The organism is Sporofaciens musculi (assembly GCF_009830285.1).
Lineage (GTDB): Bacteria > Bacillota > Clostridia > Lachnospirales > Lachnospiraceae > Sporofaciens > Sporofaciens musculi.
In genome coordinates this window covers 4,772,664-4,794,422 of the sequence record NZ_WUQX01000001.1, presented here as the reverse complement: position 1 = coordinate 4,794,422, position 21,759 = coordinate 4,772,664, and the positions used below count along the sequence as shown (strand labels likewise).

At 46.3% G+C, this 21,759-nt stretch carries 26 protein-coding genes and 1 pseudogene; 21 read left to right on the top strand and 6 right to left on the bottom strand.

Features of this window, described 5'->3' with window-relative positions:
- Positions 1 to 352: 352 nt before the first annotated feature.
- Complete coding sequence (locus tag GN277_RS24280) at positions 353 to 1,177, top strand: DUF4393 domain-containing protein (protein WP_159754844.1); 825 nt, start codon at positions 353 to 355, stop codon at positions 1,175 to 1,177.
- A gap of 738 nt (positions 1,178 to 1,915) precedes the next feature.
- On the opposite strand, the gene GN277_RS24275 is transcribed toward GN277_RS24280, so the two are convergent.
- On the bottom strand, positions 1,916 to 2,680 hold the full coding sequence (locus GN277_RS24275) for a metallophosphoesterase (protein WP_159754841.1): 765 nt from the start codon (positions 2,678 to 2,680) through the stop codon (positions 1,916 to 1,918).
- 88 nt (positions 2,681 to 2,768) lie between these two features.
- On the opposite strand from GN277_RS24275, the gene GN277_RS24270 reads away from it, so the two are divergent.
- From GN277_RS24270 to GN277_RS24255, 5 genes and pseudogenes are all read left to right on the top strand, one after another.
- A complete protein-coding gene (locus tag GN277_RS24270; RefSeq protein WP_016288753.1) occupies positions 2,769 to 3,143 on the top strand; it encodes a TnpV protein in 375 nt (124 codons plus the stop codon).
- 127 nt (positions 3,144 to 3,270) lie between these two features.
- Positions 3,271 to 3,504 carry a PadR family transcriptional regulator gene (locus GN277_RS29590; RefSeq protein ID WP_204162790.1) on the top strand — a complete coding sequence of 78 codons (234 nt, stop codon included), beginning with the start codon at positions 3,271 to 3,273 and terminating at the stop codon, positions 3,502 to 3,504.
- A 120-nt stretch (positions 3,505 to 3,624) separates the two neighbouring features.
- A complete protein-coding gene (locus GN277_RS29585) occupies positions 3,625 to 3,810 on the top strand; it encodes a hypothetical protein (RefSeq protein ID WP_204162789.1) in 186 nt (61 codons plus the stop codon).
- Positions 3,811 to 3,909: 99 nt separating this feature from the next.
- Positions 3,910 to 4,602 (top strand): alpha/beta fold hydrolase, encoded by a 693-nt coding sequence (locus tag GN277_RS24260; RefSeq protein WP_244324894.1) that lies wholly within the window; start codon positions 3,910 to 3,912, stop codon positions 4,600 to 4,602.
- Positions 4,583 to 4,782, top strand: a pseudogene (locus tag GN277_RS24255) (cysteine-rich KTR domain-containing protein). The gene GN277_RS24260 and the pseudogene GN277_RS24255 overlap by 20 nt, the downstream one beginning before the upstream one ends.
- A gap of 91 nt (positions 4,783 to 4,873) precedes the next feature.
- On the opposite strand, the gene GN277_RS24250 reads toward GN277_RS24255, so the two are convergent.
- The 3 genes from GN277_RS24250 to GN277_RS24240 all read right to left on the bottom strand — a co-directional run bounded on the left by GN277_RS24250 (position 4,874) and on the right by GN277_RS24240 (position 6,443).
- Positions 4,874 to 5,329 (bottom strand): IS3 family transposase, encoded by a 456-nt coding sequence (locus GN277_RS24250; RefSeq protein ID WP_159749277.1) that lies wholly within the window; start codon positions 5,327 to 5,329, stop codon positions 4,874 to 4,876.
- 5 nt (positions 5,330 to 5,334) lie between these two features.
- Complete coding sequence (locus GN277_RS30580; protein WP_280178637.1) at positions 5,335 to 5,640, bottom strand: IS3 family transposase; 306 nt, start codon at positions 5,638 to 5,640, stop codon at positions 5,335 to 5,337.
- Between the two features lie 119 nt (positions 5,641 to 5,759).
- Complete coding sequence (locus GN277_RS24240; RefSeq protein WP_159749279.1) at positions 5,760 to 6,443, bottom strand: helix-turn-helix domain-containing protein; 684 nt, start codon at positions 6,441 to 6,443, stop codon at positions 5,760 to 5,762.
- A 544-nt stretch (positions 6,444 to 6,987) separates the two neighbouring features.
- On the opposite strand from GN277_RS24240, the gene GN277_RS24230 reads away from it, so the two are divergent.
- The 3 genes from GN277_RS24230 (at position 6,988) to GN277_RS24215 (ending at position 9,128) form a co-directional block, all read left to right on the top strand.
- Positions 6,988 to 7,503: a sigma-70 family RNA polymerase sigma factor gene (locus tag GN277_RS24230; protein ID WP_159754838.1), complete on the top strand. Its 516-nt coding sequence runs from the start codon at positions 6,988 to 6,990 to the stop codon at positions 7,501 to 7,503.
- Positions 7,504 to 7,589: 86 nt separating this feature from the next.
- Positions 7,590 to 8,024 carry an RNA polymerase sigma factor gene (locus tag GN277_RS24225; RefSeq protein WP_159754836.1) on the top strand — a complete coding sequence of 145 codons (435 nt, stop codon included), beginning with the start codon at positions 7,590 to 7,592 and terminating at the stop codon, positions 8,022 to 8,024.
- Positions 8,025 to 8,132: 108 nt separating this feature from the next.
- Positions 8,133 to 9,128: an AAA family ATPase gene (locus GN277_RS24215; RefSeq protein WP_159754833.1), complete on the top strand. Its 996-nt coding sequence runs from the start codon at positions 8,133 to 8,135 to the stop codon at positions 9,126 to 9,128.
- A gap of 176 nt (positions 9,129 to 9,304) precedes the next feature.
- Here the strand turns inward: GN277_RS24215 and GN277_RS29580 are convergent, their stop codons facing one another.
- Positions 9,305 to 9,487, bottom strand: coding sequence for a hypothetical protein (locus tag GN277_RS29580; RefSeq protein WP_204162788.1), 183 nt, complete (start codon positions 9,485 to 9,487; stop codon positions 9,305 to 9,307).
- Positions 9,488 to 9,540: 53 nt separating this feature from the next.
- On the opposite strand from GN277_RS29580, the gene mobV reads away from it, so the two are divergent.
- The 5 genes from mobV to GN277_RS24190 all read left to right on the top strand — a co-directional run bounded on the left by mobV (position 9,541) and on the right by GN277_RS24190 (position 13,986).
- On the top strand, positions 9,541 to 10,506 hold the full coding sequence (mobV, locus tag GN277_RS24210; protein WP_159754831.1) for a MobV family relaxase: 966 nt from the start codon (positions 9,541 to 9,543) through the stop codon (positions 10,504 to 10,506).
- An 8-nt stretch (positions 10,507 to 10,514) separates the two neighbouring features.
- Positions 10,515 to 11,369 carry a ParB/RepB/Spo0J family partition protein gene (locus GN277_RS24205; protein WP_159754829.1) on the top strand — a complete coding sequence of 285 codons (855 nt, stop codon included), beginning with the start codon at positions 10,515 to 10,517 and terminating at the stop codon, positions 11,367 to 11,369.
- Between the two features lie 77 nt (positions 11,370 to 11,446).
- Entirely contained in the window at positions 11,447 to 11,677 is a 231-nt protein-coding gene (locus GN277_RS24200) for a YdbC family protein (protein WP_159754827.1), read from the top strand.
- A 2-nt stretch (positions 11,678 to 11,679) separates the two neighbouring features.
- Positions 11,680 to 11,940 carry a stage II sporulation protein R gene (locus tag GN277_RS24195; protein ID WP_456300598.1) on the top strand — a complete coding sequence of 87 codons (261 nt, stop codon included), beginning with the start codon at positions 11,680 to 11,682 and terminating at the stop codon, positions 11,938 to 11,940.
- Positions 11,941 to 11,994: 54 nt separating this feature from the next.
- Entirely contained in the window at positions 11,995 to 13,986 is a 1,992-nt protein-coding gene (locus tag GN277_RS24190; RefSeq protein ID WP_244324892.1) for a recombinase family protein, read from the top strand.
- On the opposite strand, the gene GN277_RS24185 is transcribed toward GN277_RS24190, so the two are convergent.
- Positions 13,978 to 14,304, bottom strand: a complete 327-nt coding sequence (locus GN277_RS24185; protein WP_016285912.1) for a winged helix-turn-helix transcriptional regulator — start codon at positions 14,302 to 14,304, stop codon at positions 13,978 to 13,980. The genes GN277_RS24190 and GN277_RS24185 overlap by 9 nt on opposite strands.
- A 177-nt stretch (positions 14,305 to 14,481) precedes the next feature.
- On the opposite strand from GN277_RS24185, the gene GN277_RS24180 reads away from it, so the two are divergent.
- From GN277_RS24180 to GN277_RS24150, 7 genes are all read left to right on the top strand, one after another.
- Positions 14,482 to 15,372, top strand: coding sequence for a dihydroorotate dehydrogenase (locus tag GN277_RS24180; RefSeq protein WP_244324890.1), 891 nt, complete (start codon positions 14,482 to 14,484; stop codon positions 15,370 to 15,372).
- A 30-nt stretch (positions 15,373 to 15,402) separates the two neighbouring features.
- Positions 15,403 to 16,287, top strand: a complete 885-nt coding sequence (locus GN277_RS24175) for a radical SAM protein (RefSeq protein ID WP_159754825.1) — start codon at positions 15,403 to 15,405, stop codon at positions 16,285 to 16,287.
- Between the two features lie 355 nt (positions 16,288 to 16,642).
- Positions 16,643 to 17,347, top strand: a complete 705-nt coding sequence (locus GN277_RS24170; RefSeq protein ID WP_159754823.1) for a LytR/AlgR family response regulator transcription factor — start codon at positions 16,643 to 16,645, stop codon at positions 17,345 to 17,347.
- Positions 17,348 to 17,359: 12 nt separating this feature from the next.
- Complete coding sequence (locus tag GN277_RS24165) at positions 17,360 to 18,772, top strand: sensor histidine kinase (RefSeq protein ID WP_159754821.1); 1,413 nt, start codon at positions 17,360 to 17,362, stop codon at positions 18,770 to 18,772.
- Complete coding sequence (locus GN277_RS24160; RefSeq protein ID WP_159754819.1) at positions 18,769 to 19,596, top strand: hypothetical protein; 828 nt, start codon at positions 18,769 to 18,771, stop codon at positions 19,594 to 19,596. The genes GN277_RS24165 and GN277_RS24160 overlap by 4 nt, the downstream gene beginning before the upstream one ends.
- Before the next feature lie 117 nt (positions 19,597 to 19,713).
- On the top strand, positions 19,714 to 20,334 hold the full coding sequence (locus GN277_RS24155) for a DUF6033 family protein (RefSeq protein WP_159754817.1): 621 nt from the start codon (positions 19,714 to 19,716) through the stop codon (positions 20,332 to 20,334).
- A 111-nt stretch (positions 20,335 to 20,445) separates the two neighbouring features.
- Positions 20,446 to 21,690, top strand: a complete 1,245-nt coding sequence (locus GN277_RS24150) for an IS256 family transposase (RefSeq protein WP_159757151.1) — start codon at positions 20,446 to 20,448, stop codon at positions 21,688 to 21,690.
- Positions 21,691 to 21,759 lie beyond the last annotated feature (69 nt).

The following is a 21,759-nucleotide window of genomic DNA, read 5'->3' as shown; positions in this document are numbered from 1 at the left end:
CTACGATTGACGGCTTCAACTTGCCACATTTTGCCCCGTTTTGCTCATTCTGTGATTTTTTTAACAATTTTCTTCGGAAAAATAAACCTCGCAAAACGTGCCAAAACACGGCAAATCAACGCAATTTAGGAGGAATTTTTATTATGATTAAGATACTTTTCGTCTGCCACGGCAGCACGAAGGGTAGCCGGGAATTGGCGGTACTTGTGGGGCAGAACGGGGCAAATCGCGGCAATAGGGGCGGTGGGGTACTACGGTTTTACTACGAATGAGGAAGTGAAAAACCGAATATGTAAAAACTACTTTTTAAGTAGTAAAGTAAAAATATATATGATAGACGGAGGAAATACATATGTCGGATAAATCGAAGAATAATATTGGCTTAATCAATGCAGAGATGCCAGAATGTGTTGATAAGGCTTTAACTAATTTAACAGAACAGCCAACGAAGGTCATTGGTAGTACAGTGTCAGATATTTGGTTTTTAGTTTTTGGTAGTATTGGTCATATGGCTGAGAAACGCAAATTGCGCTATGCAGTAGAATTAGAAAATTATAATCGGGAATTACATGAAAAAATAGAAGCTATCCCAAATGAGAAAAGGGTAGAACCAGATATTCAGATTGTTGCTCCAGCTTTGGAAGCTTCAAAGTATTGTGTTGAAAAAGAAGAATTGAGGGAAATGTTTGTTAATTTGATTGCGTCGTCAATGAGTAGTGATAAAGCGGTAAAATTGCATCCAATTTTTACAGATATTATAGGTAAATTATCATCTACAGATGCGTTGCTCTTTAAGTCGATAGCAAACGGAGATTATAATGACGAATGCGTAATATTTGGAGCTTCAATTGAAAGAATATCATTTTCTTTGGCAATACTGGAGCAACTTGGTTTAATAGTATCGAAAAGCAAAAATGGAAACAGTTCTAATGATTTGAAAAAGAACATAATTAATAATGACATTAGGCTTTACAAAAGTATTATTGAAAATTTAACTATTATTGATTTTGCTTTTGATGCTTTGTATGAAAATATTTTTGATACGATTACAAAATATTTATCTGAAAAGCGTTTGTCAGGGGCAACATTCCCAAGGCATAAATCAGTTATAGATTTTTTTGTTGATACGATAGAACTTACTAAATTGGGCAGTCAGTTTAAAGATATTTGTCTCTAAATTCAATATATTGCGTCAGACTTCTGGCGTTTTAGTACAATTTTTAACGATAGAAATTTTAGAATTCTATCAGGAAAATGTCCACAGGTACAAGGAAACATCGCAACAACGAAATTGATACAATGGAAAACCGCAGAAATGCGTGGAAATAAGCCTTTCCACGGATTCGGCGGTTTTATTTTTTGGCTTTTTGGGCCTTTTTTCCGTTTCGGAAGCTGTTTTGCCCTCCAAATTTGCACCTCCTTTTAACGATAGCAAGTAATCGTTAAAAGGTTTGAAAGGGGCAGGGGCAGAGCCTTGTGCCGGGAGCGATAACCTTGGCACCATAAGGTGTCTTAGTTTCCGGCAGATACGGACACGGAAAGCCGACAAAGCCCGTAAATCCGCCACTTTTGGCACTACATAGGTTCCCAAGTTACATTATTTCCGTGTGCTTTTAGGGGCATTTTTACATTGGCGAGGGTGCGAACGGTTGTTCTGTGGTTGTTTTGCCTGATAGTATATACTCGTAGGCAAAAGTCGGTTATTATCACGGAAACTCGGATACTATCAGGCAAAACTCCATACTATCACGTAAAAGTCGATACTCGCAGGCAAAACCCTTATACGAACACGGAAACTGCCTATGAGTTTTCGTGATAATATAAGGGTTTCCGTGATTGTATACAGAGTTTCCGTGATAGTACACATAAAAATGATAAAAATATCTTGCAAAACTGTTTTTTCTTAAAAACATTTTTATTCAGCGCAAAGCTCTACCAATACAATCTCCGGACGGTTATTGAAGCGGAACGGTATGATGCTGTTGCCAATGCTGCGGCTGACGACCATGTCCGTGCTGTCATCCGTATACAGCCCTGCATCAAATTTGGGGAACAGTCCCTGATTGGGTGCAACCAGACCGCCGATGAGGGGCAGGCGGAACTGGCCGCCATGTGCATGGCCGCTTAAGACTAAACCAATACCGCAGTCTGCATAAGTTTCAAACAGCTCCGGGCGGTGGGAGAGCAGGATTGTGTAGCCGCCTTCGCTGCCGGCCAGGGATTCTAATTTTGTACCGGCCATAGAAGGCACTTCCCCGAACATATCACCCTTAACTGTAAAATCGGGATCGGAAAGCCCGATAAGCATAATCTTTCCACCATCCCGTTCCAGCCATACTGTTTTATCCTCAAGAACAGTCACGCCAGCCGTTTCAAGGCCGGTTCTGAGCCGCCCATACTCTGTCAGGCGGGCTTCGTGGTTGCCTGTCACATAGTAGACAGGTGCGATCTGGACGGCCTCTTTTGCAAAGGAAAGGGCTGTGTCTATGTCTGTATGTGCAGAATCTACAAGGTCCCCGGTTATCACAATAATGTCCGGCCCGCTCTCGGACAGCATCCGCAGCAGCGTGGAGTTATCCTTTCCAAATTTGGCATTATGAAGGTCGGATACCTGTGCGATACGAAACCCGGAAAAGGCAGGAGGGATCCGGCTGCTGGAAATGGCAACGGTGCTTACCATCAGCGTAGTGTTCCCCCATACTGTCCATATGATGTAGGACGGATTTTGCGGACATTCAAAATAAAAAAGAATGTGGAGGTAACAGACAATGGCTAAATCATTATTTGAGGAACTGGGCGGCAAATATGAGCGGCAAGGAGATTACTTAATACCGTGCTTAATCGTACCCGCCGAAGAAGAACAGCCCATAGGCATATGGGGACAGCGGCACTTGGACTATCTGAAGCAGTATCGAAAGGTTACATACACCAATCTTCTCACAAGCGGCAGGCTCAACGCCTACCTTGCCGACATTGACAGGCAGGCGCAGGAACGCTTTGAAAGGCTCATAGAGGGCATGAAACAGGCACAGGGCATTACGGAACGGCTAAAGGCTGAAAACGCCTTAGAATGGGTCGGGAGGATGAACAACATACGGGCTTGTGCAATGGAGATTGTAAACGAGGAAATAATCTACGCATAACAGACAGGCGGCAGAGGGTAAAAGCTCTGTCGCTGTGCATTTGTTAAAAAATATCTGTCTACTTGACTTTTAAACACAAGATGCGTATAATAGTAATGTTACTAATAGGAATATATGGAGGTTAACGATGGACAATATCATTCTTGGGCTTTTACTTATGTGCAATAGAACAATCTATCAACTAAGGGAAAGAATAGATAAAGGAATCAATTTGATGTATAGCAGTAGTATGGGAAGCATACAGGCAGCTATAAGAAAATTGCTGAATTGTGGGTTTATCAGCTATGAGGAAATAGTTGATAATGGAAAGTATAAGAAAGTTTATTGCATAACCGAAAGTGGACGGCAACATTTTTTCTGAATGGATAAATGCACCCATAGAAGAACAAAGTCCCAAAAGCCCAGAGTTGGCAAAGGTCTATTTTATGGGATTTTCGGATAAAAAAATCGTGAAATAAGCATACAACAGCATTTAATATTTTTGAATGAAAAATATAATGTATTATCGGCAATATGTGAAGAAGCAGAAAATATCAAAATTTCAGAGGAAAATAAAGATATACTTAACTATCAGTTTGTTTCCGCTCTTTATGGAAAAGAACTGATTAAATTTAATATCGACTGGTTTGAAAGCTTGTTAAGAAAGATGAGGAACGGTGAAATATGAAACAATACCATTTAGAAGAATCGCCTATTGTTTATTATATCAGTAGAAAGGAAAGGGCTGAGTGGATACTTTATACATGCTGCTTTTGTAAACCACAATATGTTTCAAGCACAAATTGACTATTTTCAAGATAAATATAACATTCTTACCCTTGATATTATCGGTCACGGTAAATCAACAAAAGTACAAAAAGGCGATAGTATAGATAAAATGTCATCGTGGATAAACAAAATTCTAAAAACAGAAAAAATAGAAAAGATACATATTGTCGGGATTTCATTGGGGGCTGTATTAGCGCAAGACTTTGCAAACCAGTATCCAGAAGCCGTACAATCACTTGCTTGTTTCGGCGGTTATGATATAAACAATTTCGATGTCAAAATGCAGAAGGAAAATAGCGCATCACAGATACTTATGATGCTTAAAGCTATATTTTCAATTAAATGGTTTGCAAAGTCGAATAAAAAAATATCTGCTTATACTTTACAGGCTCAAAAGGATTTTTACGAGATGAATATTCAATTTTCTAAGAAGTCATTTATGTATTTATCTTCTTTAAGCAGTATGATAAATGTTCGGCAGACAGAACCGAGGAAATACCCTTTGCTTATTGGCTGCGGAAAGTACGATATTCCAATGGAACTATCCGCCGTAGAAATGTGGAAGAAAAATGAACCAGAATGTGGTGTGATTATTTTCGAGGGAGCTGGACACTGTGTGAATATGGACACGCCGAATAAATTTAATGCAGCTATGGAGGAATTTTGGTTAAGTGGAAACGGCAAATACTAAAAGTGATTGGATACGCTGCCCTGTTTGCGGAAATAAGACCCGTGACAAAATTAGAGAAGATACGATTTTAAAAACTATCCTCTCTATTGCCCGAAATGCAAGCAGGAAACATTGATTGAAGCAAAAATTTACAAATAACAGTCATCAAAGAGCCAGACGCTTAAGACGCAGAGCCGATGAACAAGTGAGTAGTGAACCGCTCCCTGTCAAGTAGACAGTTAAAAAAATAAAAATTTTTACCTGCCAGTCGCAAAGAGGACTGGCAGAGCTTTTATGCAGCATCTTTCAAATAGTTTCTATATTCTATCGGTGTCATACAGTTTAAGCGTTTCTGATACCGATGATTATTATAATAATCTATGTAATCTGATACAGCCTCCTTTAGCTCCTCATATGTTTGAAATTTCTTCAGGTAATACATTTCTGATTTCAGCATCCCCCAGAACGCTTCCATTGGTCCGTTATCAATACATCTGGATACTCTTGACATGCTTTGTGTCATTCCCGCTTTGTTAAGCTTTTTACGGAAGTATTTTGAGGTGTATTGGTATCCACGGTCACTGTGGAATAAAGGCCTTGCATCTGGATGGTTTTCATGGGCAGTGTCAAAGGTTTCAAAAACAAGGGCATTATTATTGGAATGTCCAATGACAAAGGAAACAATACTTTTATCTGACAAGTCCAGAATGGCGCTCAGGTATGCCTTCCCACTGGCTCCATATTTCATCTCCGTTACATCCGTAAGCCATTTTCCCCAAAACGTTCCGCATGGAACTCCCGGTTTAAGATGTTTTCGGCAGTAACCTCTGGCGTTGATTTTACATAGTTTCTTCTCCTGCGCCGGCACACAGATTTCAGATGTAAAATCCGCATAAGGCGCAAGATTCTCTTTGCGTTGACTTGAAATTCATTTTCACGGTTCAATTTAATCGTCATCTGCCTGTAACCCAGAATTCCGCTTTTTTCCTCGTACGCATCTCTGATAAGGACACATAATTTCTGGTTGAATTTCTCATTTTCACTTGGTTTTCGGTTCAGCCATTTATAATAAGCAGAACGCGAAATTCCCGCAAATCTGCAGAGTTCTGATATTGAGCATCCCTGCTCGTCATATATTTCCTGTATCGCCAGATAAACCGTTTCATTTTGTGTCTGGCTTAGAACCGCCTCCTTTCGATTTCGTCGAGTTTTTTTAAGAAAGCAACCTCCAGCTGGGCTCTGCGCTTTTCCGCTTGAAGAAGCTTATTTTCCGCACGCAGCTTCTCCAGTTCCGACATTTCTGTTTCAGATTTTCTTTTCCCTCTTTTGTCAATAAGCCCTTCTACGCCGTTTGACTGGTATTTCCTTGTCCATTGGTAAATCTGTTGGTAGGATACCTGGTATTTTTCTGCTGCCTGGGCATAATCCATTCCATGCTCTATGCAGTATGTTACAATTTCCACCCGTTCCTCATATGAGGTTTTTCTTCCTTTGGTCATGACGCTGGTTCCTCCTGTTCCAGAAGTCTTTAACTTCTCATGACCATTATACTTCATAATCCAGTTGCGAAGCTGCTTATCTGAGCGGATTCCATACTTTTTCTGGATTTCCCTTAATGTTCCTTTGCCGGAAAGGTAATCGGCAACAGCATTTTGTTTTGTTTCGGCGGAATAGATACGGAGTTTTGGAGTTGTTTTTAACCCCTCTATTCCTAAAGACTGATACAAGGTCACCCACTCGACGATACGTGTTCCATTTGTTCCCAGGCTTCGGGCGATACTTTCTGTTGAACAGCTTCCCTCCAAATATTTTGTAACGGCATCTAATTTCATTTCAAAAGAGTATTTTGAATGTTGTCCCATAAAATATGCTCCTCCTTATAGTGACAGTTTTATTATTTCATCTGTCTACCATAAGGGGAGCATATCATAGTCACAGTTCATTGGCTCTATTTTATTTCATAAGGTTTTAAGGCAAACGCCCACCATATAAAAAAACGGCGTGTGGTGGGCGGTATTGCTATGCCCGAAAAGACTTAACAGACACTCTCCAGACCTGTTTTAAAGTTTGGAGGGATTTTTTTATGTCCTTTTTTCGGGCAGTAATTCATCTGCTCATGCAATGCAGAGTTAATCCATACATAGCATATCGAGGAATGGCAGAAAGCCAGTTAAAAAAATCCCTGCCTATGCAACGCTACTTCTCACCATGAAATCAGAAGTAGAATCTCCGCTTAACAGAATATATATCTCCTATAACCGTAGAGGTCACAGAGCCTTTGCGGTTTTTCTTTTGTCGTTTTTTATCAGATTATGCCGCAGGGCTGTATCTGGTATTCACTGCCGCTCCCCGCCCTCTCCATCTGGATTTTTACATTTTCAAAAATTCAGATGGGAGGTACTTACGGTGAAGTATGCGCCAAGAAAAGTATATATCAAAGAAAGCGGCAGTTATGTGGAATTATTCTATAGGGACTTCTGCCGCCGCAGGCAAGCCGACCAGAGTTACATGGACAAGCTCTTTATCCCCGTGCAGGGCTGTCTGCTTGAAGTGGTGCGGGAACAGTATGCAGATTTCTACAAGGAGAAAGAGCGGTGGCGTTATCTGAAAAAACTGGACACAAACCACAGCCTGCTTTCATTGGAGGGATTTATGGACAGCGAGGGAAATGTGCTTGACTTCGTTATTGATGAAACGGTAGACGTTGCGGAAACCGTTGTCCATGCGGTGATGGTGGACAGACTGAAAGCCGCCCTGCATTTATTGTCGGGCAGTGAGCAGGCGTTGATAAAAGCCCTTTTCTTTGAGGAACTTTCCGAGCGGGAAGTCGGGCTGCGGTTAGGCGTGACACAGAGCGTTGTCAACAAGCGCAAAGCCAAAATCTTTGCGAAGCTGAGAAAGATAATGGAAAACAAAATTTAAGGCGTTCAGCCCCCTTGTTTTTTCCTTTGGGAAAATGAGGGGGCTTTTCCTGCCCTCTCAATCAATTCTGATTGGAGGAAATAAGCATGGCATATAACCACGGACGGGAGGACAGGAAATGGCGTATCTGGAAAGAAGCGGAAGAAAAGATTTTGCGTGAGTGCGGCGTTGACGAAGCGGTCATTGAGCAAATCCGCACAGACGACAGGGCAGATTTTAATTCCAACAGGCGGTTTTACCGATGGGCGAGCGACTTCGGCGAATACCTTGAGGGCATGGCGGACAGGGAGAAGCAGGCAGAGGTAAAGTCTGTCTCTGATTTACTGGACGAGATTGAGAACGAAACTCTGTACCTTGCCTTAATCAAGGTGGACAGGCGCACGTTACAAATCGTCCTGCTGAAAATGCAGGGATATTCCACTAAGGAGATTGCCCCACTTGTGGGATTGACAACGGGAGCAATCTACGCAAGGTTAGACCATCTGCGGAAGAAGCTGCGGAGGATTTTAAGACTGCCGTAATTGGCGGCATTACATACTCTCACTTCTTTTCGTGGGAGTAAATCTATTTTAGGAGGTCAACGCCTATGTGCAACAAAACCAAAGACACCGCCCGAAAGGAGGAATCCCATGCAGAAGCTCCAGACGGTCAACGCCGACACGCTCCTCTATGAGCCGCTTGAAAAGCCGTCCTTTGTGGTAGACGGTCTGATACCCACGGGCTTAACCCTATTCTGCGGCTCACAGAAAATCGGCAAAAGCTGGCTCATGTTAAAGCTATGCCTCTGCGTGTCGCAGGGAATCCCCTTGTGGGATATGCCAACACAGGAGGGCGATGTGCTTTATCTTTGCCTTGAGGACACATTTTGCCGTATACAAGACAGGCTGTTCCGCTTGACGGACGAAGCCAGCGGGCGGCTCCACTTTGCGGTGGCAAGCGATAAGCTGTCAGATGGTCTTATCGTGCAGTTAGAGGACTATTTGAAAGAATATCCAGACAGCAGGCTCATTGTTATTGACACCTTACAGAAAATCCGCACCGCATCCAAAGACAATGCTTATGCCAGTGACTATGGGGATATTTCCCTTATCAAAGACTTTGCCGACAGGCATTCTCTGGCGGTGGTAGTCGTCCATCACATCCGAAAGCAGAATGACAGCGACGTGTTCAACAAAGTGTCTGGCACGACAGGATTGACAGGGAGTGCGGACGCAACCTTTGTTCTGGAACAGGAAAGCCGTGTATCCAATGCCGCAAAGCTGTATGTGACGGGCAGGGACACGCCCTATCAGGAGTTTAAGCTCCGTTTCCGTGATTGTAGTTGGGAGCTTGTGGAGCGGAAAGAGCAGGAGCAGATTGAAAGGGAATCCATACCAGACATTCTTTTTCGGTTGGTGAAGTTTATGCAGGGCAGGGAGGAATGGACTGGAACAGCAACGGAGCTTCTGGAACAGATGGGGGAAACGGGAACGCCGCCCAACATCATGACGAAGCGGCTCAACGAATACCGCGCCAGTTTCCTAAGCGAAAACAACATCCGTTACGGCTACCACAGGAAGAAAGGGTGCAGGGAGATTTCCCTCACAAGGCAGTCGGGTGACGGTGGTGACGGTGATGACGGTTAGATTGGGATACCCCCTGCTGCTGTCACCGTCATAGCAAATGTATGTAAAATCGGCGGTTCTGCCCTTCGGGAGAACACCCCGTAAACGCAAAATGCAGGCGTGGGCATTACTCGTCCTTTTCGGCTCGTAAAGCCACCCCTGCGGTCAGAAAAATCCTCCGATTTTTCCGACTGCGTTTACAGGGTGTAACACACTACACTTTGCCCTGCAAAGTCGTGTGCCAGACGTTCCCTCTGGACTCCCTTAAAGCAGGGCTTACGCCCTGCCCATCCTGCGCTTTTCGCTTCGGATGAAAGAATGTGCGGTGACAGTTGGCGGCTCCCGTGGGGGTATCCCAAAAACACCGTCATCACCGTCACCCACCGTCACCTTTTGGGAGATTACCCGCCGAAAGAAAGGAAAATGATGAACTATGCCTTACGCAATCCTGCGTTTCCAGAAACGCAAGGCAGGCGGCGTTGCTGCTTGCGAACGCCACAACGAGCGGAAGAAAGAAGCCTACAAAAGCAACCCAGACATTGACGTGGGACGCTCCAAAGATAATTACCATCTTGTGAATCCGCCCCGTTACACCTATAAGAAAGAGATAAACCGAATGGTGGCTGAAGCAGGGTGTAGGACGAGGAAAGACAGCGTGATGATGGTGGAAACGCTCATTACAGCTTCGCCCGAATTTATGAACAGTCTACTGCCCGAAGAACAGAAAGAGTATTTTTCTATGGCTCTTGACTTCATATCGGAGCGTGTGGGGAAGAAAAATATTCTCTCCGCAGTCGTCCATATGGACGAGAGAACGCCCCATATGCACTTATGTTTTGTGCCGCTTACGCCCGACAACAAGCTGTCAGCGAAGAGTATCTTAGGCAACCAGAAATCCCTATCCGAATGGCAGACCGCCTACCATGAGAGGATGTCCGCACGGTGGAATCAGCTTGAAAGAGGTCAGTCCTCAATGGAAACCAAGCGGAAGCACATCCCCACATGGCTCTATAAACTGGGCGGCAGACTGGATAAACAGTATGAAGAAATCGTATCTGCCCTCTCCGACATCAACGCTTTTAACGCTGGCAAGAAAAGGGATAAGGCGTTAGAACTGCTCTCCGCATGGCTTCCAGACGTGGAGAAATTCTCTAAGAAAATCGGCAAACAGCAGGCGTATATCGACAGCTTGAAAGAGAGAATCGGGCAGGAATCCGATTATGCGGGGCGTATGCGTGATGAAAAGTACGAGCAGGAACTAAAGGTACAGAAAGCCAACCAGAGGATATTTGAATTGCAGAGAACCAACGAGCAGATGGGGCGGCTGCTCTCCAAAATCCCGCCAGAGGTATTGGAAGAATTGCAGAAAAGTAATCGGAACAGAGCGAAAGAAAGGTAGGAATGTGAATGAAGAAACAGGATTTTAAGGTATTAAAGACCGCAGATTTATATCCGTTTCCAGATAACCCGTTTCATGTAGTGGAGGACGAAATGTTATCAGAATTAGCAGAGAGTATCAAAGAGTTTGGAATTGTAACGCCGATAATCACACGCCCGAAAGAGGATGGGAATGGATATGAAATCATTGCGGGACAGCGGCGTGTCCGTGCTTCGGAGCTTGCAGGGATAAACACAATCCCCGCTTTTGTCCTGCCCTTAGACCGTGACCGAGCCATCATCACCCTTGTGGACAGCAACTTACAGCGTGAAAATATCCTGCCGAGTGAGCGGGCGTTTGCCTACAAGATGAAATCCGAAGCCATGAAGCGGCAGGGCTTCCGCACGGATTTAACCTCGTCACAAGTTGGGACGAAGTTGCGGACGGACGATAAGGTGGCGCAGGGCTTTGGCGTTGGCAGGATGACCGTGCAGAGATTTATCCGATTGACGGAACTGATACCGCCGATTTTGCTGATGGTGGACGAGGGGAAAATCGCCCTCACGCCTGCGGTGGAGCTGTCCTTTTTGAAGAAAGACGAACAGGAAAATTTATTCGCCACGATGGAAAGCGAGGAAGCAACGCCCTCACTCTCACAGGCACAGCGGATGAAAACCTTGAGCCAGAGCGGGCGGCTTGACATGGATATGATATTTTCCATTATGACGGAGGAAAAGGGAAACCAGAAAGAAACCGTGAAAATCGGCATGGAGCGGTTAAAGAAATACTTCCCGAAAGGCACAACGCCGAAGCAGATGGAGGACACCATCATCAAACTGTTAGAGCGTGAATTGCAGAGGAAACGGAACAGGGACAGCCGATAATCTTCTCTTTTCGGGAAGTAAATATATAACTTTATTCAGATAAAATGCGAAAAGCCAAGACAGGAAAGGGGCAGGAAATGAAAGAAATCCAGTATGAGATGGTAAAGGAAATCGCCGTATTGTCTGCGGGTGACAGCGGCTATACAAAGGAAATCAATTTAATCTCATGGAACGGGAAAGAGCCGAAGTATGACATCCGCAGCTTTTCCCCCAACCGTGAGAAATGCGGAAAGGGAATCACGTTGACCGCCGATGAAGCGGCGGCTCTCCTTAAAGCATTGCGGGAAGAATTGAACAGCGGGGATTGATTGTGTCTGATTGGCAGGGCGGGGGCGTTTTCAGACACTCCCCTGCCCTGTCGGGAAAGGAAAATTTGAGTATGGGCGAGGATAAGAAAGCAAACAAAAAGAGAAAGCGTATTGTGGCAAGAGAGCCAGTGCAGATGATTGTCAGCCGTGAATATGTCGGCACACAGACCGTTGCGGAGGCGTTTATCCCGATTATCTCCGAGGACATCCGCAGGAAGATTGCCGAGGGTGACACCTTCGACAATGAGGATATATCCGCTTAGAATGTACGCAATGGAACATGAAATTTAGTAGAGCAAGGACGGAGGTTTCACAGTATGGCAGGAATCAAAGAAGAAAAGAAAATCTATTTAGTCGGCATTTACTGCCGCTTGTCAAAGGATGATGGGACGGATAATGAGAGTGCGAGCATTGCCACACAGAAATCCATCCTCACGGATTATGTAAAAAAACAGGGCTGGCATTTGGCAAAAACGTATGTGGACGACGGTTATTCTGGTACGAATTTCCAAAGACCGAGTTTTCAGAACATGATTAAGGACATTGAAAACGGGCTGATAAACTGCGTGATTACGAAAGATTTATCAAGGTTAGGGAGGAACTATCTTGACTGCGGGCTGTATCTGGAAGTCTTTTTCCCAGAAAATAATGTGCGGTATATAGCGGTCAATGACGGCGTGGACACGCTCAATAAATCGGCGATGGACATCACCCCATTCCGCAACATCCTAAACGAAATGTATTCAGCCGATGTGTCGGTCAAGATAAAATCGGCATATCGGGCGAGGTTTCAGCAGGGGAAATTCATGGGGACATATGCACCCTATGGGTATATCAAAGACCCTGCCGACCACAACCATCTGCTGATAGATGATAAGGTGGCGCACGTTGTAAGAGAGATATTTGACCTTGCACTTGCGGGAAACGGAATCGCCAAAATCCGCAAGCACATCAATAAACAGCACGTCTTACGACCTGCCGCTTATGCGGCGGAGCAGGGGGCGGCAGGCTATGAGCGGTACTTTGAGGATAACGAGGAAAACCGTTATATCTGGAGCGAGAACAGCGTGAGGGGCATTTTAAGAAGCCCTGTCTATGCGGGAAACCTTGCAGGCTATAAGCGGATTGCCGCCAACATGAAAAGCAAGAAACGCCCCTCTAAGCTGCCCGAAGAATGGGAAGTGATACCCGACACCCATGAGGGGATAGTCACGCAGGAGGAATTTGATACCGTCCAACAGCTTATGACGAGCCGCAGGCGGGAACAGAACGCAGGGGGATTTGAGAATATCTTTGCAGGCGTAATCAAATGTGCAGACTGCGGCTATGCGTTGCGGGCGATGAACGCCAACAGGAGGAAACGCCCAGATGTCATTGACTGCGTACAATATTCCTGTAATAATTACGCCAGATACGGCAACGTCATGTGTACCGCACACTCCATTGAAGCGAGGGACTTATTCAACGCCGTGCTTGCCGACATCAACCGTTTTGCGGATATGGCGGTGAATGACGAGCGGGCGGTGAGGGCGATTGAGAAGCGGCTTACGGAAACAGACCAGAGCAAAGCGAAGGCAATGGAGAAAGAACAAAAGAAGCTGAACAAACGCCTTGCGGAGCTTGACAGGCTGTTTTCCTCTCTCTATGAGGATAAGGTCATGGAGCGTATCACCGAGCGGAATTTCGAGATGATGTCGGGGAAATACCAGAAAGAACAGCTTGAAATCGAAGCACGGTTAAGGGAAGTGACAGAAACGCTCAACGAAAGTTATGAGAAATCGCAAGGAATCCGTGACTTCCTCTCTCTTATCCGCAACTATCAAGGATTAAAGGAACTGGACGCAACAGTAGTAAATGCACTGATAGACAAGATATTTGTTTCGGAGCGTGAAAAGTCAGCGGACGGGACGGTTAGGCAGGAAATCAAGATTTACTATAAATTCATCGGCTTTGTCGGTGAATTACATATCACACCCACAAAACGGTGGACGGCGTTGCCCGCTAAACACTGTACGGTGTGCGGCGTTGAATATGTCCCTGGCTCTGCTATCTCAAAATATTGTCCGATATGTGCGAAAAAGGTGCAGAGGGAGAAATCAAACGAGAGCAGACGCAGGAGCAGGACAAGGGACAGACAAGTATGTATTGAACTGTCCGCAAAAAATGACCGACTGATCAGAGCCAGCAGCACGGATACCGTGCAGAATGCGGCTGTCTTTTTTGGAGAAAATCTTTTTTTCATTTCTTTTTTCACCCCATTTCCACTGTTATGCCCCTGGGCAGGCAGGGACTTCCCGGCATCACATTAAATGCGTGTCGCTCCATTTTTTCATGTCTCTCAAAATAGGGATGAAACTTTTTCCCAGGTCAGTCAGGGAATACTCCACCTTCGGAGGCACTTCCTGATAGATATAGCGGGAGATAAAGCCGTCCTGTTCCAGTTCGCGGAGCTGCTTGGTAAGGGTGGACTGCGTGATGTCCCCAAGCCTCCGCCTCAGTTCCCCGAACCTCTGCACTTCATATTCCGCAATGTACCATAATATCGTTATCTTCCATTTCCCGCTCAGGATGTTCTGTACCCTGACCATAGCCGCACATTGGGGCAGCGGCGCTTTCATATTGCTCATGTGGTTCCCTCCTTTTGCCAGCATTATACTATATCCGCCCTTTCAGTTCAAGGTACTATGTTTTTTGATACCGGTATCATTTTTCACACTATAAACGAAAAAAGACAGTACTTTTCTTTTTCCTGCCAGTTGTTATAATGTGATTCAAGAAAGGAGGCGGACGGGATAAACACATCAGTGGATATAGCGGGCATCACATTGAAGAACCCGGTGATGCCTGCGTCCGGGACATTCGGCTCCGGGCAGGAATACAGCGGGTTTGTGGACCTGGACCGGTTAGGGGCAGTGGTCACAAAAGGCGTGTCCCTTGTCCCGTGGGAGGGGAATCCCACACCAAGGATCATGGAAACTGCCAGCGGCATGATAAACGCGGTGGGGCTGCAGAATCCGGGGATTGAAGTCTTTATCGGGAGGGACCTCCCTTTCCTCAGACAGTTTGACACGAAAGTCATTGTCAATGTCTGCGGCAGCACCGTGGCGGATTATCTGGGAGCCGTGGAACGGCTGTCCGTGCAGGGGATAGATATGCTGGAGATCAATATTTCCTGTCCGAACGTGGAGCATGGCGGGATAGCTTTCGGGCAGGAGCCGCGCATGGTGGAGTACATCACGAAGGAGATAAAAAGGAAAGCGGCGCAGCCCGTTTCCATGAAGCTGACGCCGAATGTCACGGACATAACGGAGATTGCGAAAGCGGCAGAGGCAGGGGGAGCGGATGCGCTCTCGCTGATCAATACCATCACGGGCATGAGGATCGACGTGAAAAAAAGGACGTTCAGCGTGGCGAATAAGACGGGCGGGCTGTCCGGACCCGCAATAAAGCCGGTTGCGCTGCGGATGGTATGGCAGACCTGCCGGGCAGTAAGCATCCCGGTCATCGGGATGGGAGGAATCCAGTCGGCGGAGGATGCCCTGGAGTTCATCATGGCCGGAGCCGCAGCGGTGGCAGTCGGTACGGCAAATTTCAGGAACCCCTGCGCCATGCCGGAGATCATCGGCGGGCTGGAAAAGTACATGGAGGAAAACGGTATCCGGGACTTAAAGGAGATCAGGGGTATCGTCAGTTAGATTTTTACAGACAGGAAGGAGAGATGTTTTATGCATTACACGGGAACGATATGGAGGCCGCCTTATGAGGCTGGGAGCGCACTGGTACAGGTGACGGCGGGCTGTACACACCACAAATGCAAGTTCTGCACGCTTTATGAGGACGTGCCGTTTAAGTTCCGGATGTCGCCTTTATCCGAGGTGGAGGCGGACTTGAAGGAGATCAGCCGCTACTACCGGAACGCAAAGAGGGTATTCTTCACCGGGGCGAACCCTTTTGTATTAAGTTTTGACAAGCTGAAAATGCTGGCAGAGCTGGTGAAGAAGTATTATCCCAAAGTGCAGTCCATCGGCTGCTTTGCCCGCATCACCGATATCACGCCGAAGACCACGGAGCAGCTACGGGAGCTGCGGGGGCTTGGCTACAACAGCCTTACCATCGGCGTGGAGGCGGGGGATGAGGAATCCCTGTCCTTCATGCATAAAGGGTTCGGGGTAAAGGAGATCATAGAAGAGTGCGGCAGGCTGGATGAAGTGGGCATGGACTATAATTTCTTTTACCTTGCCGGGATATACGGCTCCGGGCATATGGAGGACGGGGTAAAGAACACGGCGGAAGTGTTCAACAGGCTCCACCCGAAGATCATCGTTTCCTCCATGCTGACCATCTACCCGACTTCGGAACTGTACCAGGAAATCCAGGCAGGAAACTGGACGGAGGAAACGGAGATAGAAAAGCTGTATGAACTGAGGACGCTGATTGAAAGACTTGACATTGACACCTATTTTGCCACGATGGGCGCATCGAACTGCATCAATGTGGAAGGCCACCTGCCGAAGGATAAGAAAAAAATGATCAAGTGGCTGGATGAGGTCATCGGCTCCGTGGATGAGAGGGAGCTGCGCAGATACCGTGAGAACCTGCGACATCTGTAAAAATAGCAAGGCATACGAAAGATAAAGAGGAAAAGGGCTCACAGGCCCTTTTTCCAATTCTGGCGGTCTGCTTTTTCCCGCAGGCCGACCGGGCGGACTAATAACGGAAATTACTTGGAAAGCGGGGAAATAAGAGGTAATATGCTTACACGGCGGTTTGCGTTTGTGCCGCCTTGCGGGGCATCCGACCCTTTTGGTGTGGATATTGAGGGTGATAGAGGGGATATTAAGAATAAAAAACGTCAATCCAGTTACGCTGTCAAATCGTCTATTCACGCTATCGGAGTTAAAAATATTCTTATTTTTCCGATACACGAAGTAAAGCTTTTTTAGGGACAAATGCTGAAAGAAGGAGGTGGAGGCAATCAAAATAGCGGTCTGTGATGATGAAAAAAATATAAGAGACTACATCTGCTCGCTTGTTCGGAAACAGGGAGTGGAGTGTGAGATTACGGAATATGCCACGGCGGAGGACTATCTTTTAGCGGGGGCTGAACATGACTTGCTGTTTCTTGATGTTGAGCTGAAAGACCCGGATTCATCATTGGATGGCATGGAAATGGCAAAACGGATCAGGGGCATGGAAGATATCAAACAGCCCATCATCATATTTGTCACGGGCTATGAAAAATATGTGTATGATGCCTTTGACGTGGGGGCTTTCCAGTACCTGCTGAAACCCATTGACGAAGGGCGGTTTGCCGAGATTTTCCAAAGGGCGGCGCAGCAGACCGGGCAGGGTAAAAGAGTGCTGATGATCCAGTATGGGAATACGGGAAAAACAATACCGTTAGGCGACATTTATTACATGGAAAGCCAGAACCATAAGATAGCCGTCCATATGAAGGACGGGGTTTTGGAGTATTATGCAAAAATGAGCGATCTGGAAGAAGAACTGCAGGGGCAGTTCTGCCGTGTCCACAAAGGCTATCTGGTAAACCTGTCCTATGTGGATGAATACAACAAAACAGAGGTAACGCTGACAAATGGGGATAAACTGCTGATTTCAAAATATAAGTATGAGGATTTTGTAAAAGCGTACCTGCGGTTTATGAAATAGGAGGGGCTGTCATTGAGTGAGGCAAGTTTTACGCTGTTCCAAAATACAGTGGTGGGAATTGAGGTCATTCTATATGCCTGCTGTCTGACGGCATTTTTCTGTCCGTATATGGCAGGGCGGAAGAGGGGGCATCCAGCAGATATCATAAAGATGCTGACTGTGTTTGCATCCTATTCTATCATCTATTTTTTTAACATGGCGGTCAGTATGGGAGCGCTGGTCAGTATGTTTTCCGTAATAGTCCTGCTGACGCTGACGGCAAAGTATTTAGGGATGGAAAGGGAATCCGCACTGTTTATGGGGGTGGTGTTCTTCTGCATCAGGAACCTGAGCTCGCTGGCGGTGGCAAGCGTGAATTTTTACACGGGCAGGCATCTTGTGAAAGGGGAGGAAGGTGTAGAGCGGGTACTGCGGAATGCCGCCCTGAATTTCTGTCTGGTGGAACTGCTGCAGCTTGTGCTTTTTTCCGCACTGATGTATATGGTGGCACGCCAGCTCAGGAAATGCAGGATGGGACTGCACATAAGGGAATTGTGCTATCTGCTGCTGACACCCGTGACAGGCATTCTGTTTGTCAATATTTTATTCCGGATTCTGATTGTGACTGCGGGGGAGCTGTCCATACAGCTTTATGAGCAGTACCCGGTGCTGATAGGGATAGTGCCTGTGGCCGCCGCACTATTTTATGCCGGTATTCTGGTGACCATAATATCTTATCAGAAAATGATGGGGCTTCAGGAGGAAAAGGAAAGATATTTTGTGGAACAGCAGCAGGTCCATGCCATACAGGAGCGGATGGCGGAGGTGGATCAGTTTTATGACGGCATCCGCCGGATGAAGCATGAGATGAAAAACCATCTGACCAATATCAAGGGGCTGCTTGAAAGCGGGGACTACGGCGGCATGGGGCAGTACATCTCCAGAATGGATGAGAGCATGGATGCCTTTGAATTTTCCATAAAGACAGGGAATGCCGTTACTGACGTGATCGTGAACGACAGGCAGAAAGCTGCGGAAAAGCAGGGCATACGGTTCCGGTCAGAATTTACCTACCCGGAATCGGAAAGGTATGATGCCTATGACATCGGCATCATTGTAAACAACCTGCTGCAGAACGCCCTGGAAGCCTGCGGGAAGATGCGGCAGGGCGGCAGGTACATTTTCATTTCCAGCAGGCAGAGGAGAAAGTTCTTCCTGATTGAGGTCAGAAACCCGTTTGAAGGGGAGATCATCATGGACGCGGATACGAACCTCCCAATCTCCACAAAGGAAGAGGAGCCTTTCGGAAGGCAGGGTTCCATGCATGGGATCGGGCTTTCCAATGTAAAGAGGGAAGCGGAGAAATATATGGGGGACGTGGATATCAGGGTAAAGAAAAATGAGTTCAGTGTAACGGTGATGTTACAGGAAAGGAGACAGGTATGAGTATCAGTAATGTAAGCGGCGTAGGGGTGAACCCATATGCCTACACAAACAACAGTAAAAAGGCAGCAGGCGCAGGGAACTTTGCGGAGGAAGTGCAGAAAGCGGAAGGAAAGAATGCAGCGGAAAAATCCGGCTCATCAGCATGGGCGGGGGACATGGTAGTACCCAATCCTCCGAGTTATTTTGGATTTACATATGACAGCAGCATTTCCGATAAACCTAAAGAGGAAATGACTACAGATGAGTACAAACAGTATTTTATGAATGAGATGTCGAAAATGCCTGTAAGTTCATGGTTCAGATCATCATTTTCGTCTGGCTCTCTGGTGATTAAAGAAGAAGCATTTGAAAGGATGAAAAATGACCCGGAGTATGAAAAATATGTCCTGAACAGGATTCGTTCCATGTATTCCGTAAGCAGTCTGCCTGTCGGGCCGAATAATGTCTGCTATGAAGTTATCGGGGCATCCCCGGAAGAATGCTATGGTTATGCGGGGCCTGTTGGAGGCAGCAGTTCAAATTTTGCAGGCAATGAAGAATCATGGTGGGAGAAACGCCATAAGAGGATGGAAGAACTGATGGAGGAGCAGGAGAAAGAAGCGGTGAAAAAGGCGCAGGCACGGAGAGCGGCGGCACAGGAGAATTACCTGAAAAGCCAGATGGCAAGCAGGCAGAGGCAGCAGGCTTTCCTTGCAGAGGGTATACAGAATGGCGATGATGCGGCGGCTTTCCAGACAGCAGGTGTAAGCGCATTGGCAGCAACCGCCTATGAGGAAAACATAAGCACATTTAGCAAAAGCGTGGTTGGAAATCAGAAGATATAAGCATTCCGGACATTTTGAAGTAAGGAAGATCATGCCCGGACTTACCATAAGGGGGCATGGGCGGCTCCGAATGACAGAGGGGCCACAGGTAAGATTTTTTGAAGGAGGATGATTATTATGGCAATTTCAGGAGTAACGGATTACACGAACACTTATGCAGCAGACAGGGCAAATGGGAGCAGTTCCCTTAATGGGGATTCGCAGGCTTATCTTAATAGTCTGAAAGAGAAATACCCGGATGTGAATATAACGGTTGCGGATTTCAAAAACGGAAAACAGGAAGATGCTTATATGTTCGGCTGTAGCGGGGGCAATAATGTAGCCATTTCAGCCAACATCATTGAGAAGATGGCGAAAGACCCGGCAGCGGCAGCGAAATACGAGAAAGTGATTGCTGATGCCCCGAAAGCGGCAGAAGAGATTAAGGAAGGGCTTGCAGCACATGGGGCGGAGATGGTGGCGGGCGGCACTGTTATTGACAAGGATGGGAAAGTTTCCTACTGGTGCATCGGCAAACATGAGCCGCCGAAGGACAGCCCGACAGTATCCTATAAAAAGCAGATGCAGGAGCAGTTGGAGGAAAAGCGGACAAAGAAGAAAGAGGAAGAAGCCCTGAAAGAAAAGAGGCTGGAAAAGGCAGAAACTCTGGAAAAGCTGCTGGAGAAGATCAGGACGAAAGCAGATGCGTCCGTGAAACTGCAGGAAGAAGGAAAAGGCGCAAAGTTGGAGGGAGTGTAAAATAAAGTGTGTAAGTTAGAAATACAACAAATCTAACTGCATACTTTATTTTTCTATATAAAGTGTGCTACACTCACAGAAAGGATGAAGAAAAGGATGGGTACAGCACTTATGGCACGTAAAAATAGTCAGAATACTAGAGGGGCTGCAATCGCAAAGGCTATTATGGAAGAATACCAGCCACAGACAAGGGAAGAAATGCAGGATGCTATCAAAGACGTCTTTGGGCCGATGTTTGAGGCTATGCTCCAGGGAGAGATGGATTCCCATCTGGGGTATGGGCGTAATGAGCGCGGGGAAAAGGAGACGACAAACAGGCGTAATGGTTATTCCCATAAATCTGTCAATTCTGTTTATGGAAAGCTGGATGTTGCTGTTCCAAGGGACCGGGATGGCAGCTTTGAACCGAAAGCAATCCCAAAACGTACCAAAAACGTCAGCGGGATTGAAGATAAGGTATTATCCATGTATGCACGAGGCATGAGCCAGCGTGATATCGCAGATACGGTAGAAGATATATACGGTTTTGATATCTCCCATGAAACCATTTCAACAATTACGGATAGGGTGATCAGAACCGCGGAAGAATGGCAGAACCGTCCACTGAAAAAGTTCTACACGTTCCTGTTTGTCGATTGTATTTACGTTACCATACGAAAAGAGATGGAGACAAAAAATTGTGCGGTATATGTGGTGCTGGGTTATGACGCAGACGGCAGAAAGGACGTGCTGGGGCTGTGGATTGGCGAATCAGAAGGAAAACACTATTGGATGCAGATCTTTGACGAGATCCGTGCAAGAGGTGTGGAAGATGTGCTGTTTATCAGCATGGATGGAGTATCCGGTCTGGAAGAAGGGGCAAGGAGTATCTTCCAGGATGTAGTCGTGCAGAGATGCATCGTACACCTGATCCGAAATGCTATCAAGTACATACCATCAAAAGATTATAAGGCATATAGCGCCCAGTTAAAGAAAGTATACGGAGCGCCTAGTCTGAAAGCAGCGGAAGCTGAATTTGAGCGTCTTAAACAGGCATGGTCAAAATATCCCGGAGCAATAGACGTATGGATACGCAACTGGCAGCATGTAGCCCAGCTTTATAATTATGGGAGCGCGGTCAGGAAGGTGATGTACACGACAAACGCCATAGAGTCTGTCAATTCGAGTTTGAGGAAAGTCACGAAAAAGGGAGCGTTCCCCAATGAGGACGCTGTACGAAAGGCCTTCTATCTGCGGATTGTGGAATTGTATAAAAAGTGGAATGACCGTCCCGTAGCCAATTGGGCATTAGTACGTAATCAGCTTGCCATGGATGATAAGATGCAGACACGCATTCTCAAATATGAGCAGTGTTGATTCTGCATGTAAAACCGGCAGCTTTGAAAACTGCCGGTAAGGAAATTTTATAAAACTTACACACTTTAC